The sequence below is a fragment of the Brevundimonas sp. genome (assembly GCF_050729455.1).
In the GTDB taxonomy this organism is placed as follows: Bacteria; Pseudomonadota; Alphaproteobacteria; order Caulobacterales; family Caulobacteraceae; genus Brevundimonas.
Window position 1 is genome coordinate 1 of the sequence record NZ_JBOHLI010000040.1, and the last position, 13,774, is coordinate 13,774.

Sequence of the window (13,774 nt, forward strand, 5' to 3'; positions counted from 1 at the left end):
CCGTCGCGGCGGCGGCGCGGGCGGCGAACTGCTGGGCCTGGAAGCGCTTGGCCAGCTTTTCGGTCAGTTCACGCGCGCCGGCGGGCGGCATCTGGGCCATGATGGCGGCCAGGGTCCGGGGCCGCATGGCGGCGGCGACCGGCAGACGCACGCTGTCGTCCAGGGTGTTGAACACGGCCGCCGCCTCCTTGGGCCGCATGGCGGAATAGACGGCGACCAGACGGTCGGTCTCGGCCTTCTCCTTCTCGTCGACCTGGCCGACCAGGACGGCGATCTCGCCCTTCAGGGCTTCCAGCGCCTGAAGCTTGGCGTCCAGCTTCTGCTCGGCGGCGACCATCAGCGGCAGGGTGGTGGCGAAGTCGGCGTCGCGGGCGTCCAGCGCGTCGCGGCGCTTGGACAGGGACTGGATGATGCGCAGCTCGGCCGGGGAAATCCCCGCCTGCTGGGCCAGCTGTTCCGGCGTCAGGGCGCAGACGGCGGGAACGGGCTTGGCCGCCGCCGCAGCCCCCTCGCCCGGCGTCTCGGCGGTCACGGCCTCCTGGGCCCAGGCGGTCGCGCCCTGGAACAGCTCCGGCGCCACACCCGCCGCGCGCACGGCCACGACCCCGCCGATGGCGATGGCGATCAGGGGCAGAAGACGGGGCAGCTTGCTCATAGGTGGCACTCGGTAAGGCGGTTCAGACGCCGCACAGGCATAGGGACTGCAACAACTCTTCGCCCCTCAAGTCGTCCGAGGCCGCGCCTCGGACATAGGGGCTCTAAGAATCAGGCGGCGAAAAGATCTTCGTCCAAGCTACGACGGGCGCGGTTGAGGCTCTGTTGCGCAGCATGGTTAGCGGCCAGGGCCTGACGCACCGGGGCGAAGTTTTCAGCGGGCGCCGAAGGGGCGGCGGCGGGTCGGGCGGCCGGCGCCTTCATCACCGCGCGCGCGCCCTCGATCCGCTCCATCAGCGAGGCCATGCGGCGGGCGCGGGCTTCGTCGTCCAGCAGAGGGGCGACGGCCGAGGCCGGGACGTTCAGCTCCAGCGGCGCCTCGGCTTGCGCTTCGACCTGAGGCGCGGCGCCGCGCGGCGACAGGCCGGCCGGGGCGCGGGCGATCAGCACCTCCAGTTCCTGCTTCACCGCCCGGGCCTTGATGATCCGGTCGTGCAGCAGGTCCGTCTCATGGCCCGAGGCGCGCAGCGTCGCCAAGGCCTGTTCGGCGCGACCGGCGGCGGCGTTCAGCTCGGTCACGGCGCCGGCGAAGGCCAGCTGGCCGTCGCGCAGGGCCTTGAGCTTCTTCTCCAGCTTGATGCCGTAGCCGATGGCCGCGACCAGCAGCAGCATGAGGATGGAATCGAGAATGATGCCGGTCATGTCAGCGTTTCCCTCGGCTCAGGTTGGAAGCGATGTCGGGGTTGATCGGCGCCTCGACGCGCACGGCGATATGCTGGCCCTTGCGGCCCATGCGGCCCGTCGTCAGCGGAATGGCGCCGGCGCGAACCGAGACCTCCGAATCCGGCGTGGCGTTCAGCATCAGGGTGTCGCCGACCTTGAAATTCAGCACCTGCGACAGGGGCATCTGCTGCTCGTCCAGCACGCAGCGAACCTCGGTCTCCGTGGTCCACAACTCGGTGGCCAGGTGGCCTTCCCAGATGTTGTCGCGGCCGAACTTCTCGCCCATGAACTGCTGCAGCAGCATCTTGCGGATGGGCTCCAGCGTGGAATAGGGCAGCAGCAGCTCGACCCGGCCGCCGCGGTCTTCCATGTCGATGCGCAGCTTGACCAGGATGGCGGCGTTGGCCGGGCGCGCGATGGCGGCGAAGCGCGGATTGGTCTCCAGCCGGTCCAGATTGAAATGCACCGGCGTCAGCGGCTCGAAGGCTGCGCGCGCGTCGTTCAGGATGACCTCGACCATCCGCTGCACCAGCACCCGCTCGATGGTGGTGTAGGGCCGCCCCTCGATCCGCAGCGCCGCCGTGCCGCGACGCCCGCCCAGAAGGACGTCCACAATGGAATAGATGAGATTGGAATCGACCGTCAGCAGGCCGTAGTTGTCCAGCTCCTCGGCCCGGAACACCGCCAGGATGGCCGGAAGCGGGATGGAGTTCAGATAGTCGCCGAAGCGGATGGAGCTGATGGTGTCGAGCGAAACCTCGACGTTGTCCGAGGTGAAGTTCCGCAGACTGGTGGTCATCAACCGCACCAGGCGGTCGAAGACGATCTCGAGCATCGGCAGACGCTCGTAGGACACCAGGGCCGAGTTGATGATGGCGCGGATGCCGCTCCGTTCGGAGTCGTCGCCGTCGCCCATGTCGAAGCCCAGCAGGCTGTCGATCTCGTCCTGGTTCAGCACGCGCTCGGACAGGGCCGCGCCCATGTCCGCTTCACCGCCGAAGGGATCCAGTTCGTTCTCGGCCGCCAGGGTGTCGGTCATGCCTAGGACACCAGCATTTCTTCGATCAGCACGGCGTCCACCTTGCCCGGCGCGGCGATCAGGTTGACCCGGCGCAGGATCTCGGCGCGCAGCTGATAGGAACCGGCCGATCCGGCCAGGTCCTCGGGCCGCAGTTCGCGCAGGAAGCCCTGGAACATATCCTGCATCCGCGGGGTCTCGCCCTGCAGATGGGTCGCCAGCTCGGCGTCCTTCATCTCCAGCGTCAGCTTCAGCTTCAGATAGGTCGGCCGTCCGTCCGCCGACTGAATGTTCACCAGTATGTCGGGCAGGGTGTAGAAGGTGACGCCGTCAGGCCCCGCCGCGATCTTGCCCAGCGCCGGATCGGCCTCGCCGCCTCCGCCGCCGTGGTCGCCGCCCTTCTTGTCGGCCTTCTCGTCCTTCTTCTCCGCCTTGCCGTGATCGCCGGCGGCCTCAGCCTCGGCCGGCTTGGGCTTCATCAGGAAGAAGGCCGCACCGCCGCCGCCGCCCAGGACGACCAGGGCCGCCGGGATGATGATGAACAGCAGCGGCAGCTTCTTCTTGGCGGGCGCGCCTTCGCCCTCTGCGCCCTCGCCCTCGGACACGGCCGGCAGGTTGGCGTCGTCGCCTTCCGGCACCGCGTCTTTCTTCTTGCCCAGCTTCAGCTTCAGCATCCGCACGTCGCCCCGATCCTCACAGACTTCCTGATGAGGCGTTTTTGGTTAACGAGGCGTTTACAATCGGCAAATCCTGCCGGGCGCCGCAGGGGTCAATTCGGCTCAAACGCCCGCTGCGCCTGGATTTAACCCTGTTGGCACGGTCGTTGCGACGAGATCGGCGAAGGAGCCGCACTCGTGGAAAACGCCGCCTACATCGGATTGTCCCGTCAGATGACGCTTCGCCGTGAGCTGGACATCGTGGCGAACAACGTCGCCAACGCCGACACCACCGGCTTCAAGGTCGAACAGCTGATGGTCGGGACCGAGGTCGGTCAGCGCGCCCGCAACGACGCCATCCGCCCCTCGGCCAGCTTCGTCCTGGACAAGGGCGTGGGCCGCGATTTCGGCCAGGGCGCGATGAAACAGACCGGCCGCGCCCTGGACTTCGCCATCGAGGGCGAAGGCGCCTTCTTCAAGGTCCAGAGCGGCACGGGCGAGGCCTATACCCGCGACGGCGGCTTCACCACCGACGCCGAAGGCCGACTGACGACCAAGCAGGGCCTGCCGGTCCTGGGCGACGGCGGCGAGATCATCCTGGACCCCGAGCGCGGTCCGGTCAGCGTGGCCGCCGACGGCACGATCAGCCAGCAGGGCCTGCCGGTCGGCCGCCTGAACGCCGTGCGCTTCGACGCCCTGTCGGTGCTGCAAAAAAGCGGCGACGGCCTTTATCGCAACACCTCCAACACCCAGCCGACCGACGCCCCCGACGCGCAGATCCGCCAGGGGATGCTGGAAGGGTCGAACGTCAACACCCTGCTGGAAATCACCAATCTGATCGAGATCAGCCGCGCCTACGAGCGCATCAGCAAGATGATCGAGAACACCAACGACCTGTCGCGCCGCTCGGTCGAGCGGCTGGGCCGGGTCAGCTAGAAGGACCGCTGAACGATGCGCGCTCTCAGAACCGCCGCCTCGGGCATGGCCGCCCAGCAGCTGAACGTGGAGGTCATCTCCAACAACATCGCCAACATGAACACGGTCGGGTTCAAGCGTCAGAGGGCCGAGTTCCAGGACCTGCTGTACCAGAACGTCGAACGCATGGGGGCCCAGTCCTCGACCCAGGGCACCGTCGTCCCGACCGGCATCCAGATCGGCGCGGGCGTCAAGGCCGGCAGCGTCTATCGCGTCACCGAACAGGGCAGCCCCAGCCGCACCGGCAACACCTACGACGTGGCCATCGACGGCAAGGGCTATTTCCAGATCACCCTGCCCTCGGGCGAGATGGCCTATACGCGGGCCGGCAATTTCTCGGTCAACGGCGAGGGCCAGCTGGTGACGGAGGACGGCTATGCGGTCGAGCCCGCCATCGCCATCCCCCAGGACGCCATCGACGTCTCCATCTCCAAGTCCGGCCAGGTCCAGGTCACGACCCAGGGCCAGAGCGAGCCGCAGGTGGTGGGGCAGCTGGAGCTGGCGACCTTCTTCAACGAGGCGGGTCTGGAAGCCATCGGCGACAACCTGCTGCTGGAGACCGCAGCCTCGGGCGCGGCCACCGTCGGCGCCCCGAACGAACCGGGCTACGGCGCCCTGATGCAGGGCTACACCGAGGCCTCCAACGTCGACGCCGTCAGCGAAATCACCGCCCTGATCGTGGCCCAGCGCGCCTATGAGATGAACTCCAAGGTCATCAAGACCGCCGACGAAATGCTGTCCGTCTCGGCCCAGGTGAAGAGCTAGGTCATGGCCATGATCCGTTCCCTGAAACTGGCCCTGATCGCCGCCGCCTTCGCCGGCCCCGCCCTGGCCGGGCCCGTCGGCCTGCTGCCCGACCCCGTCGACGACGACGGCCGCGTCACCCTGGGCGAACTGTTCGACGACGCGGGCGCCGCAGCCGATGTCGTGGTCGGCCAGCGCGCCGGGGCCACCGTCGTCTTCGAGGCCGCCCAGATTCAGGCCGCCGCCCGCCGCGCCGGTCTGGAGTGGAGCAATCCCCAGGGCCTGCGCCGCATCGTGGTGCGCGAAGGCGGGGCCGTTCCCGCCGAGGCCTCGGCCCGTCCGGCTGTCGCCAGCGTGGGGGCCGGCGCGGCCTCGCGCCCCGGCGCCACGGTCGAGGTCCTGACCTACGCCCGCAGCCTGGCCGCCGGCGACATCGTCCAGCCCTCCGACGTGGTCTGGTCCACGGTTCAGGCGCATCAGGCCCCCGCCGGCGGGCCCCAGGACGCCGATCAGGTCGTCGGCCTGTCGGCCAAACGCGCCCTGCGCGCCGGCGCCGCCGTGACCAGCCGCGACCTGGCCTCGCCCCAGGTCATCGCCCGCAACGACATGGTCGAGGTCGCCTATGTGGTCGGCGGCGTCGAGCTGACCGTCACCGGCAAGGCCGTCCGCGACGCCTCGGCGGGCGAAGCCGTGCCGGTGCTGAACCTCCAGTCCGGCCGCACCATCGACGCCGTCGCCGTCGCCCCCGGCCGCGCCGTCGCCGGGCCCGCCGCCCAGATGGCCCGCTCCAACCCGCAACAGTTCGCCGCCCGCTGAGAGATCCCGTCATGCGTAAAGTCCTGATCCTCGCCGTCGCCGCCTCCGCCCTGTCTCTCGGCGCCTGCTCCACCGCCATCGAGGCGGTGAAGGGGCCGGAACTGGCTCCCATCGGCTATCCCGCCGCCCTGGTGCCGGTCGAACAGGCCTATCTGCCGACGCCGACGCCGGCCTCGGCCAACAGCCTGTGGCGCACCGGCGCGCGCAGCTTCTTCGGCGATCAGCGCGCCCGCCGCGTCGGCGACATCCTGACGGTCAACATCGACATCAACGACCGCGCCCAGACCCAGAACTCGACCCAGCGCGCCCGCACCAACAGCGCCTCGGGCGGCGTCACCAACTTCTTCGGCCTGGAGAACAGCCTGGGCCGCGCCTTCCCCGGCGGCTTCGACCCGGCCAAGATGGTCGGCACCGAGGGCGAGGCCAACGCCGCCGGCTCGGGCAGCGTCAACCGTTCGGAGCGAGTCAGCCTGACCGTCGCGGCGGTCGTCACCGCCGTCATGCCCAACGGCAACATGGTCATCCAGGGTCGGCAAGAAGTGCGCACCAACCGCGAGGTCCGCGAACTGACCGTGGCCGGCATCGTGCGCCCCGAGGACATCTCCTCGGCCAACACCATCGCCCACACCCAGATCGCCGAGGCCCGCATCAGCTACGGCGGCCGCGGCGACATCAGCCGGATGCAGGCGACGCCCGCAGCCCAGTCCCTGGTGGAACGGTTCAGCCCCTTCTGACCGGCGTTCGGCGAGCGTGTTTTCCCGGTGACTCCCGATCACGGAATCGCGCGCGTCGAAGCGGAGCGGTGAACCCTTAACAAACAACCCGCGTTTGCCCTGTCGAACGCGAGTGATTTGTAATGTTGAAGTCCCTGCTTTCCGCCGTCGCCGCCGTCAGTCTCGCTGCCTTCGCCGGACAGGCCGCCCCCGTCGCCCCGACGACGTCCGATGCGGGCGCAGCCGGTTGGTTCCTTCAGCACGAAGGGACCATGGCCAAGCTGGCCTACGGGATGCCCGATTCCGACCAGTTGGCGCTGATGCTGACCTGCTCGCCCGGCGATCGCAGCGCGGTCGTCTATGGCGACGCCCAGCCCGCGTCGGCGGTGCAGACGCCGGCCTCGCTGGCGCCCCAGCCTATCGACCCCCTGTCCGACGGCGAAGCCTATGAGGCCCGCCTGCCCCTGACCGACGCCGCCCTGACCGGCCTGGCGGGCGGCGGGCGCATGACGGTCCAGACCGAGGCCGGCGACAAGCAGCTGCGGGCCTCGGCGGCCGAACGCCGCATGGTCCGGGACTTCCTCGGCTATTGCGCTTCCCGTCACGCCTGAGCAAAGTTCCCGCGATCCGATCAGCGGGGACACCCCATGACCGCCTTGCTTGGGCTCGCGCTCGCCCTGACGCTTCAGACCACGCCGGCCGACGCCTGGACCTGGACCCTCTATAGCGGCAGCGGGCCTCTGGTTCTGGCCAATGAGATTCCCGACACGCCGCGCCTGCGCGCCACGCTTGAGTGCGCGCCCGGCTCCAGCATCGTGCGTCTGTTGCTCTACGGCGTCGACCCGACGACGGGCATCGCCACCGTCACCTCCGGCGCCGCCGTGGCCAACACCGAAGTCCAGGCCCGCCGCGGGCGCCTCGAGGCCATGCTGCGCGCCGACCATCCGGTCTTCGCCGCCTTCCTGGCCAACGGAAAGCTCAACCTCGCCGTCGGCGAACAGGCCCTGCCGGTAGAGATCGATCGGGCGAATCTGTCCAAGCTGCGCCGGTTCGCCGAGCTGTGCACCGGCTGAGGAATTCCATGCGTCCCATTCGGCTCGCCCCCGCGCTCGCGCTTGCGGCCCTGACCCTGTCGGCCTGCGCGCCGACCGCGTCCGACCTCGTCGGCGCCTCCAGCGGCGCGCCCGTTCCCGCGCCCGGTTACGACTGGCATCTGAACGAGGACGCCGGCGAGTCCAGCCTGACCTACGGCATGGCCGACACCGACGACGTGCCCCTGGGCCTGTCCTGCAAGCCCGGCTCGGGCGCCCTGCAGATCCTGCAGACCGTCGCCGAGAGTCATCCCCCGGTCATCGCCCTGGAATCCGGCGGCGACACCGAAACCTATCCCGCCATGGCCGAACCCTCGGCCATGCACGACGGCCTCGACCTGAGCGCCGAGGCCCGCACCAGCGATCCGGTCTTCCTGCGTTTCCGCAAACTCGGCTGGCTGGCGACCTACGGCCCCGACTACCGCACCCCGCTGGTGGCCCGGCAAGGATCGGGCGGCCGGATCGACCGCTTCTTCACCCTCTGCGGCTGAGCGACGCCGACACAGCTTGACCGTCGCCCCGCGCGCCTGTCTGCTCCCCCTCGCTTGAGGGAGGACAGTATGGACAAGCAATTTCCAGCCGGGCGTTTTCTGATCGGGGCGGCTCTGGCGGCATTCATGGCGACGACGCCGGCTCTGGCCGAGGGCGCCCAGGCGCGCCCCGCGGCCGTGGCGACGACATCCGCCGCCGAGGGTCTGGCCGGCATCCTGGCCGACTACGAAGCCTATCTGCGTCGCGTGGACCCGATCAGTTCGGGCATGGACGGCGACCGTGACGCCCTGTCGCGCCTGCCCGACCCCAGCCGCGCGGGCGATCTGGCGCGTCAGACCCCGCTCAAGGCCCTGCTGGCCCGACTGGACGCCGTCGATCCTGCCGCCCTCGACACCGACGGCCGCCTGAACCACGCCTTCAGCCGTTACCTGATCGCCCGCGAGCTGGAGCGGATCAGCCTGGACCCGTCGCGTCTGGCCTTCGACTCCGAGGGCGGTCCCGGCCAGACCCTGTCCTATCTCGCCGGTTCGACCCGCATCGCCGGCCGCGCCGACGCGGACGCCTGGCTGGCCCGGCTGGAGGCCGCGCCCGCCTACTACGACGCCGGGATCGCCAACGCCCGGCGCGGCCTGTCGACCGGGCTGATCCAGGCGAAGTCCGTCGTCGAAAGCGCCCTGGGCCAGGCCCAGCGCGACATCGCCGCCAGCCCTGACGCCGACGTGCTGATGAAGCCCTTCGCCGCCCTGCCCGCCAATATTCCGGCGGCGGATCAGGAGGCTCTGCGCCAGCGCGCCCGCGCCCTGATCGACGGCCCGATCACCGCTCGCCGTCAGGCCTGGCTGGCCATGCTGCGCGACGACTACCTGCCCAAGGCCCCGACCGAGCCGGGCATGACCCATCGCCCCGGCGGCCGCGACCTCTACGCCTTCCTGGTCCGCAGCGACACGACCACCGACCTGACCCCGGATCAGGTGCATCAGATCGGCCAGGAAGAGGTCGCCCGCATCCGCGCCCGGATGCAGGACGAAATGCGCGCCGCCGGCTGGACCGGCGACTTCGCCGGCTTCCTCAACTTCCTGCGCACCGACCCGCAATTCTATGCGACCAGCCGCGAGCAGCTGCTGGAAAAGGCGTCCGAGATCGCCAAGCGCGCCGACGACGGCCTGCCCGCCCTGTTCGGCACCCTGCCCCGCCTGCCCTATGGCGTGCGCCCCGTCCCGCGCGAGATCGAAGAAACCTACACCACCGGCCGTTACAACGCCGGATCGATGCAGAACGGCGTGGCCGGCGGCTATATCGTCAACACGTCCAAGCTGGATCAGCGGCCGCTCTATGAGTTGCCGGCCCTGACGGTCCACGAGGCCGTCCCCGGCCACCATCTGCAGATCGCCTTGCAGCAAGAGGCGGCGGACCAGCCCTACTATCGTCGCGGCGCCGACGTGACCGCCTTCATCGAGGGTTGGGGCCTCTATTCCGAGTTCCTGGGCGAAGAAATGGGTATCTATCGCACGCCCTACGAACGCTTCGGCCGCCTCAGCTACGAGATGTGGCGCGCCTGCCGCCTGGTGGCCGACACCGGCCTGCACTGGCTGGGCTGGACCACGGAACAGGCCCGCGCCTGCTTCCGCGACAACTCGGCCCTGGCGCCGCACAACATCGAAACCGAGCTGCAGCGCTACATCGGCTGGCCGGGTCAGGCGACGGCCTACAAGATCGGCGAGATCCGCCTGCGCCAGATCCGTCAGAAGGCCGAACGCGAACTGGGCGACCGCTTCGACGTCCGCACCTTCCACGACGCCCTGCTGGTCGACGGCCCCCTGCCGCTGGCCCTGCTCGACGCCCGCATGGACCGCTGGATCGCCGAGCAGAAGGCGAAGCCCGCGACCTGACGCCTAAAGCCCCAGCTCCGCCCGCGCCTTCTTCGTCAGCTTGCCGACGATGATGGCGTGGGCGGACCTGATATGGTCCGCCAGCTCCTCGTCCGCCCAGTCGTCGATGCGGGGCAGATTCACCCACTTGGCGCGGGCCATATAGGGCGCCGGCCGCGCATGGCCGCTCTCGGTCAGCACCTCATAGGCGATGTCCGAGACCTTGAACGACACTCCACCGGTCGCCCCCACCATGACGAACATCTTGCCGCCGACCTTGTAGGCGTCGTGGTCGTCGCCGAACGGATGGTCCAGCCTTGCTCCCGGCAGCGCCAGACAAACCTTGCCTACCCCCTCCCGGTCCATCTCAGGCTTCCACGCCCACGCCGATCGGGCAGACCACGCCGGTCCCGCCGATGCCGCAGTACCCGGCCGGGTTCTTGGCCAGATAGCCCTGATGATAGTCCTCGGCGAAGTAATAGGGACCCGCCGGCTCGATCTCCGTCGTGATCGCCCCTCGCCCCGCCGCGCTCAGCGCCGCCTGATAGGCGTCGCGCGAGCCTTGCGCCTCCGTTTGTTGCGCCGCGTTCAGCGTATAGATGGCCGAACGATACTGCGTGCCCTGGTCGTTGCCCTGACGCATCCCCTGGGTCGGATCGTGATTTTCCCAGAAGGCCTTCAGCAAATCGCCATAGGAAATCACAGCCGGATCGAACACCACCTGCACCACCTCGGTGTGGCCCGTCCGGCCCGAGCAGACCTCCTCATAGGTCGGGTTCGGCGTGATCCCGCCCGCATAGCCCGCCGAGGTCACCCAGACGCCGGGCAACGACCAGAACACCCGCTCCACGCCCCAGAAACAGCCCATGCCGAACACGGCCGTCTGGAACCCGTCGGGATGCGGCCCCTTCAGCGCATGACCCAGGACGAAATGGGTCTCGTCGGTCGCCAGCGGCGCATCCTGCCCCGGCAGGGCCGTCTCAAGGGTCGGCAGTTCGGCGGTCTTCTGGAACAGCATCGGAAAAAATCTCGCGGAAATCGGCGGCAAAATCGACTTCCCCCCATATGGGCCTTCAGACAGCGCTTGCCGAGGGGGTCATGCTGTTCTATCAGCCTCGCCTCCGCTGGAACGACCGTCCGGCGGCTACACGGCGACGTCGTGGAAACGGACAGGTGGCGGAGTGGTCGATCGCGCACGCTTGGAAAGCGTGTGTACGTGAAAGCGTACCGAGGGTTCGAATCCCTCTCTGTCCGCCACGCCGTTACAAGCTCTTGGTCTGAAAGAGTTTGTTGGGAAATCAGTCACTTACAATCGTTAGGGGCCGAATGTCTGCTACACTCGATACGGAGAAAGCAGACGTGTTGACTGGCCTTTTTCGACGCGAGGGCGGGCGATATACCACGCGCCGCATCATCCCCAAGGACCTCCGCCCGGCCTATGACGGCAGGGAAGTAATCACCAAAGCGCTAGGGACGGCGGACCCGGCTGAGGCCAAACGGCTCCATGTTGCCCTATGGGCCGCTCTGGATCGGGAGTTTGCAGAGGCGCGGGCGGCTATGGCCGCAGCCGAGAAGGCCCCGGTTGTCGAGCCCCCTCCCGAACAAGCGGGGACCACGCCGCGACAAGTCAACGTCGATGAGTATGCGGCCAGCGCCCTGACGGCGCTACGCCGTAAGCGTGAGCAGTATGCGGCGGCGGGAAAGTTGGATGATTTCCACGATGAGGCCCGCGCAAACCTGACGGTCTATCGGGCGATCCTCAAGGGCGGCGACAATCTGGGCCTGTCGCTCAGTGAGGCCGAAGCACTTAGGAACGCAAACCGGGCCATCCTCAGGGGCGAAGGCGCGGCGGCCCTTGCTGCGGCTCCCGCCGCCAAGCCCACGGCATCCGGCGGCCCCCGCGTCCCGCTCGCTGATGTGCTGGACAAATGGAAAGCTGAGCGGACGCCGCAGCCGAGAACGGTGCGGGACCTGACGCGGACGGTTAAGCGGTTCGAGGCCGTCGTCGGCAAGTTGGCGGTCCAAGATGTGACTAAGCAGCACGTCATAGCGTTCAAGGATGCGCTGCTGTCCGAAGGCAAAACGCCGGGAAATATCAATGTCATCATCCCGTTCTTAGGGACGCTGTTCAACTACGCCGTGGACAATGACCTAATCCCTGCGAACCCCGCTAAAGGCATCAAGGTTGCCGACAAGAGACGGGCCAAAGATAAGCGGCTGCACTTCGACCGCGACGAACTCAAAGCCATGTTCAGTGGCCCCGTTCATATAGATGGCGCTCGCCCTGTCGGAGGCGGTGGCGAAGCTGCGTATTGGCTCCCGCTGCTAGCGCTTTACACGGGCGCTCGTCAGACTGAACTAGGCCAGCTTCATCCCGACGATGTTTACGAAGAGGCCTACCTAGACGAAGAAGGCGGCGAACATTCCGCTTGGGTCATGCGGTTCGCAGAGAACGAAGAACGGGGTCAGAAGGTTAAGACCGAAGGGAGCGAGCGGCGCGTCCCCATCCACTCCGATCTAATCGCCTTGGGCTTCCTCAAGGTGGTTGCGGCTGAGAGGGGACAGGACCTTCTAGAGTCTACAGGGCTACTGGGATGGGCCGGTATGGGCGGGGACTGACTGGGACCAGACCCTTGGAAAGGCTGACGTAAATCGGCCTTCTCAAAAAAATTGGTCGGCGAAATTTTCGCGAACCTGTGTCTAGAGCGAAGGCTGATTTAGACAGTCCGTGGACAAGTTACACCGGAGGAGGCCCAAGGTGTCAATGACGCGTTTAGGCGGCTCTTAAGCGGCGCGAGAAAGCCTCTTAAGGCCCGCCGAATAAGGGTTTGAGCGGTTTGTCCGATGGGGCCAGGGCGTCCGGCCGGGGCGGCGATGATCATCCGAAGCGGGCCGGAACGCCGTCTAAACTGGGACCTGAGGCGGCCCAGTTCCAGAAATGGGGTCCCAGTTTCGTAAGTTGTTGTGCGCTTACAATTTTTCCGAAAAGGCGCACATTGATCAAGTCCGCGACAAGGCGCGGAAGTGGGACCCGATACAGAGGGTTTCTGCATAGGTACCAGAGCCAATCTCAACCATTGCATCAGTTTGATGCAAAGGTCTGCGGTTCGCTCCTAGCCGCCCCCTTCTGGACCCGAAGTTTGTACAGACTTGTACAAACCCCCGTAGGTCATTTTGGTACGACCACGCTTAGGCGCGATCTTGGAGCGCGTCGTCTGAGCCCGTGCGTGGTTTTCTGGACGCGATACGGGCCACGTCGTCGGCGTATCGGTCACGAAGGACGCTGACCAGCTGGCGGTAGTCGTCTTCGTCGGCGCACCATTCTTTGCCCAGGTCACGATTGGTCGCAGTCATGGCAAGGTTCATGCTGTCCAATATAGCGCGCTCTAACCGTAAGCCGCGCGCGGCTTCTGTTTCATCGATAAGATCGAAAGTGGAGCTAGGCAACACACTTAGAGACGCCGCCAGCCAATACGACCTCTCAGGCTTACCCATCATGACGAAACGAAGGGCTGTCGTTACAGCGTTGCTGATTTCGGCCTTTGAAGGGTGAGAATAAAGGACGCGATACTTGGCGGGGACGCTTTCTCTAGCTCTCCACTTGGAAACAGCGAACCGTTGCACGCCGAGCTTTTCCGCCAAGTCCATATCCGTAGTCGCGCCTACGGCTCGCTTCAGCGCAACAATTTCATCGTCGAACGTCATAGCGATGTGGACAAGGACACATCGGACGCGGTATGTGTCCTTGTCCACACGATGACGTTGCAAAGGGTCTTAACAATCATGACCGTCCAACCCGGCCCCCTGCTGGTGCGCGAAGTGCGCATCGGGCTCATCCGTCAAGGTTCCTCGTTACGGGCTTGGTGCGCGGACAATCGCGTCAGCCAAGCCTACATTTCCAACGTGCTGCGTGGGCGGACCAACGGAGATTGCGCCAAGGAATGGCGCAGTCGCGTGGTCAGCGAAGCCAAGGTTAGCGGCGTTGTTGACGAAGGTCATCGTCTAAATGAAGCGGCGGCCTAGA

17 protein-coding genes and 1 tRNA gene are annotated in these 13,774 nt (G+C 67.1%); 11 read left to right on the forward strand and 7 right to left on the reverse strand.

The genetic code is table 11. The features are described from left to right. The 4 genes from ACREEF_RS10845 to ACREEF_RS10860 form a co-directional block, all read right to left on the reverse strand. Positions 1 to 655 (reverse strand): MotE family protein (locus tag ACREEF_RS10845; protein ID WP_431565596.1); only part of this gene is annotated, 655 nt, incomplete at its 3' end. A gap of 110 nt (positions 656 to 765) precedes the next feature. Beyond that, the gene (locus tag ACREEF_RS10850) at positions 766 to 1,356 is read right to left on the reverse strand and encodes a DUF6468 domain-containing protein (RefSeq protein WP_431565597.1); all 591 of its coding nucleotides are present in this window, start codon (positions 1,354 to 1,356) and stop codon (positions 766 to 768) included. A gap of 1 nt (position 1,357) precedes the next feature. Beyond that, positions 1,358 to 2,416 carry a flagellar motor switch protein FliM gene (fliM, locus tag ACREEF_RS10855; protein ID WP_431565598.1) on the reverse strand — a complete coding sequence of 353 codons (1,059 nt, stop codon included), beginning with the start codon at positions 2,414 to 2,416 and terminating at the stop codon, positions 1,358 to 1,360. Positions 2,417 to 2,418: 2 nt separating this feature from the next. Continuing rightward, positions 2,419 to 3,069 (reverse strand): flagellar basal body-associated FliL family protein, encoded by a 651-nt coding sequence (locus tag ACREEF_RS10860; RefSeq protein ID WP_431565599.1) that lies wholly within the window; start codon positions 3,067 to 3,069, stop codon positions 2,419 to 2,421. A 180-nt stretch (positions 3,070 to 3,249) separates the two neighbouring features. Between ACREEF_RS10860 and flgF the strand changes: the two genes are divergently transcribed. The 8 genes from flgF (at position 3,250) to ACREEF_RS10900 (ending at position 9,771) form a co-directional block, all read left to right on the forward strand. Then, positions 3,250 to 3,987 carry a flagellar basal-body rod protein FlgF gene (gene flgF, locus ACREEF_RS10865; protein WP_431565600.1) on the forward strand — a complete coding sequence of 246 codons (738 nt, stop codon included), beginning with the start codon at positions 3,250 to 3,252 and terminating at the stop codon, positions 3,985 to 3,987. A gap of 15 nt (positions 3,988 to 4,002) precedes the next feature. Further along, positions 4,003 to 4,791 (forward strand): flagellar basal-body rod protein FlgG, encoded by a 789-nt coding sequence (flgG, locus tag ACREEF_RS10870; protein WP_431565601.1) that lies wholly within the window; start codon positions 4,003 to 4,005, stop codon positions 4,789 to 4,791. 3 nt (positions 4,792 to 4,794) lie between these two features. Then, on the forward strand, positions 4,795 to 5,586 hold the full coding sequence (flgA, locus tag ACREEF_RS10875; RefSeq protein ID WP_431565602.1) for a flagellar basal body P-ring formation chaperone FlgA: 792 nt from the start codon (positions 4,795 to 4,797) through the stop codon (positions 5,584 to 5,586). Positions 5,587 to 5,597: 11 nt separating this feature from the next. Further along, positions 5,598 to 6,320, forward strand: coding sequence for a flagellar basal body L-ring protein FlgH (flgH, locus tag ACREEF_RS10880; RefSeq protein ID WP_431565603.1), 723 nt, complete (start codon positions 5,598 to 5,600; stop codon positions 6,318 to 6,320). Positions 6,321 to 6,442: 122 nt separating this feature from the next. Next, positions 6,443 to 6,910 carry a hypothetical protein gene (locus ACREEF_RS10885; RefSeq protein ID WP_431565604.1) on the forward strand — a complete coding sequence of 156 codons (468 nt, stop codon included), beginning with the start codon at positions 6,443 to 6,445 and terminating at the stop codon, positions 6,908 to 6,910. Between the two features lie 36 nt (positions 6,911 to 6,946). After that, the gene (locus ACREEF_RS10890) at positions 6,947 to 7,372 is read left to right on the forward strand and encodes a hypothetical protein (protein WP_431565605.1); all 426 of its coding nucleotides are present in this window, start codon (positions 6,947 to 6,949) and stop codon (positions 7,370 to 7,372) included. Between the two features lie 8 nt (positions 7,373 to 7,380). After that, positions 7,381 to 7,881: a hypothetical protein gene (locus ACREEF_RS10895; RefSeq protein ID WP_431565606.1), complete on the forward strand. Its 501-nt coding sequence runs from the start codon at positions 7,381 to 7,383 to the stop codon at positions 7,879 to 7,881. Between the two features lie 69 nt (positions 7,882 to 7,950). After that, positions 7,951 to 9,771, forward strand: coding sequence for a DUF885 domain-containing protein (locus tag ACREEF_RS10900; RefSeq protein WP_431565607.1), 1,821 nt, complete (start codon positions 7,951 to 7,953; stop codon positions 9,769 to 9,771). Between the two features lie 3 nt (positions 9,772 to 9,774). On the opposite strand, the gene ACREEF_RS10905 is transcribed toward ACREEF_RS10900, so the two are convergent. Then, positions 9,775 to 10,116, reverse strand: coding sequence for an MmcQ/YjbR family DNA-binding protein (locus ACREEF_RS10905; RefSeq protein ID WP_207825575.1), 342 nt, complete (start codon positions 10,114 to 10,116; stop codon positions 9,775 to 9,777). A 1-nt stretch (position 10,117) separates the two neighbouring features. Further along, entirely contained in the window at positions 10,118 to 10,768 is a 651-nt protein-coding gene (gene msrA, locus ACREEF_RS10910; protein ID WP_431565608.1) for a peptide-methionine (S)-S-oxide reductase MsrA, read from the reverse strand. 149 nt (positions 10,769 to 10,917) lie between these two features. Between msrA and ACREEF_RS10915 the strand changes: the two genes are divergently transcribed. Together ACREEF_RS10915 and ACREEF_RS10920 are read left to right on the forward strand one after the other, a co-directional pair. Continuing rightward, positions 10,918 to 11,007, forward strand: a tRNA-Ser gene (locus ACREEF_RS10915). Positions 11,008 to 11,109: 102 nt separating this feature from the next. Next, positions 11,110 to 12,369, forward strand: a complete 1,260-nt coding sequence (locus ACREEF_RS10920; protein WP_431565609.1) for a DUF6538 domain-containing protein — start codon at positions 11,110 to 11,112, stop codon at positions 12,367 to 12,369. Positions 12,370 to 12,939: 570 nt separating this feature from the next. Here ACREEF_RS10920 and ACREEF_RS10925 read toward each other — a convergent pair. Continuing rightward, positions 12,940 to 13,455: a helix-turn-helix domain-containing protein gene (locus ACREEF_RS10925; RefSeq protein ID WP_431565610.1), complete on the reverse strand. Its 516-nt coding sequence runs from the start codon at positions 13,453 to 13,455 to the stop codon at positions 12,940 to 12,942. Positions 13,456 to 13,533: 78 nt separating this feature from the next. Between ACREEF_RS10925 and ACREEF_RS10930 the strand changes: the two genes are divergently transcribed. Beyond that, on the forward strand, positions 13,534 to 13,773 hold the full coding sequence (locus tag ACREEF_RS10930) for a hypothetical protein (protein WP_431565611.1): 240 nt from the start codon (positions 13,534 to 13,536) through the stop codon (positions 13,771 to 13,773). The last annotated feature ends 1 nt before the right edge of the window (position 13,774 follow it).

What these genes read in the sequence shown, in the direction of transcription:
- ACREEF_RS10895 (WP_431565606.1), top strand. Translation starts at nt 7,381, where the DNA reads ATGCGTCCCATTCGGCTCGCCCCCGCGCTCGCGCTTGCGGCCCTGACC.
- ACREEF_RS10850 (WP_431565597.1), bottom strand. Translation starts at nt 1,356, where the DNA reads ATGACCGGCATCATTCTCGATTCCATCCTCATGCTGCTGCTGGTCGCG.
- msrA (WP_431565608.1), bottom strand. Translation starts at nt 10,768, where the DNA reads ATGCTGTTCCAGAAGACCGCCGAACTGCCGACCCTTGAGACGGCCCTG.
- ACREEF_RS10900 (WP_431565607.1), top strand. Translation starts at nt 7,951, where the DNA reads ATGGACAAGCAATTTCCAGCCGGGCGTTTTCTGATCGGGGCGGCTCTG.
- ACREEF_RS10925 (WP_431565610.1), bottom strand. Translation starts at nt 13,455, where the DNA reads ATGACGTTCGACGATGAAATTGTTGCGCTGAAGCGAGCCGTAGGCGCG.
- ACREEF_RS10890 (WP_431565605.1), top strand. Translation starts at nt 6,947, where the DNA reads ATGACCGCCTTGCTTGGGCTCGCGCTCGCCCTGACGCTTCAGACCACG.
- ACREEF_RS10860 (WP_431565599.1), bottom strand. Translation starts at nt 3,069, where the DNA reads ATGCTGAAGCTGAAGCTGGGCAAGAAGAAAGACGCGGTGCCGGAAGGC.
- flgH (WP_431565603.1), top strand. Translation starts at nt 5,598, where the DNA reads ATGCGTAAAGTCCTGATCCTCGCCGTCGCCGCCTCCGCCCTGTCTCTC.
- fliM (WP_431565598.1), bottom strand. Translation starts at nt 2,416, where the DNA reads ATGACCGACACCCTGGCGGCCGAGAACGAACTGGATCCCTTCGGCGGT.
- ACREEF_RS10885 (WP_431565604.1), top strand. Translation starts at nt 6,443, where the DNA reads ATGTTGAAGTCCCTGCTTTCCGCCGTCGCCGCCGTCAGTCTCGCTGCC.
- flgG (WP_431565601.1), top strand. Translation starts at nt 4,003, where the DNA reads ATGCGCGCTCTCAGAACCGCCGCCTCGGGCATGGCCGCCCAGCAGCTG.
- ACREEF_RS10930 (WP_431565611.1), top strand. Translation starts at nt 13,534, where the DNA reads ATGACCGTCCAACCCGGCCCCCTGCTGGTGCGCGAAGTGCGCATCGGG.
- flgA (WP_431565602.1), top strand. Translation starts at nt 4,795, where the DNA reads ATGGCCATGATCCGTTCCCTGAAACTGGCCCTGATCGCCGCCGCCTTC.
- ACREEF_RS10905 (WP_207825575.1), bottom strand. Translation starts at nt 10,116, where the DNA reads ATGGACCGGGAGGGGGTAGGCAAGGTTTGTCTGGCGCTGCCGGGAGCA.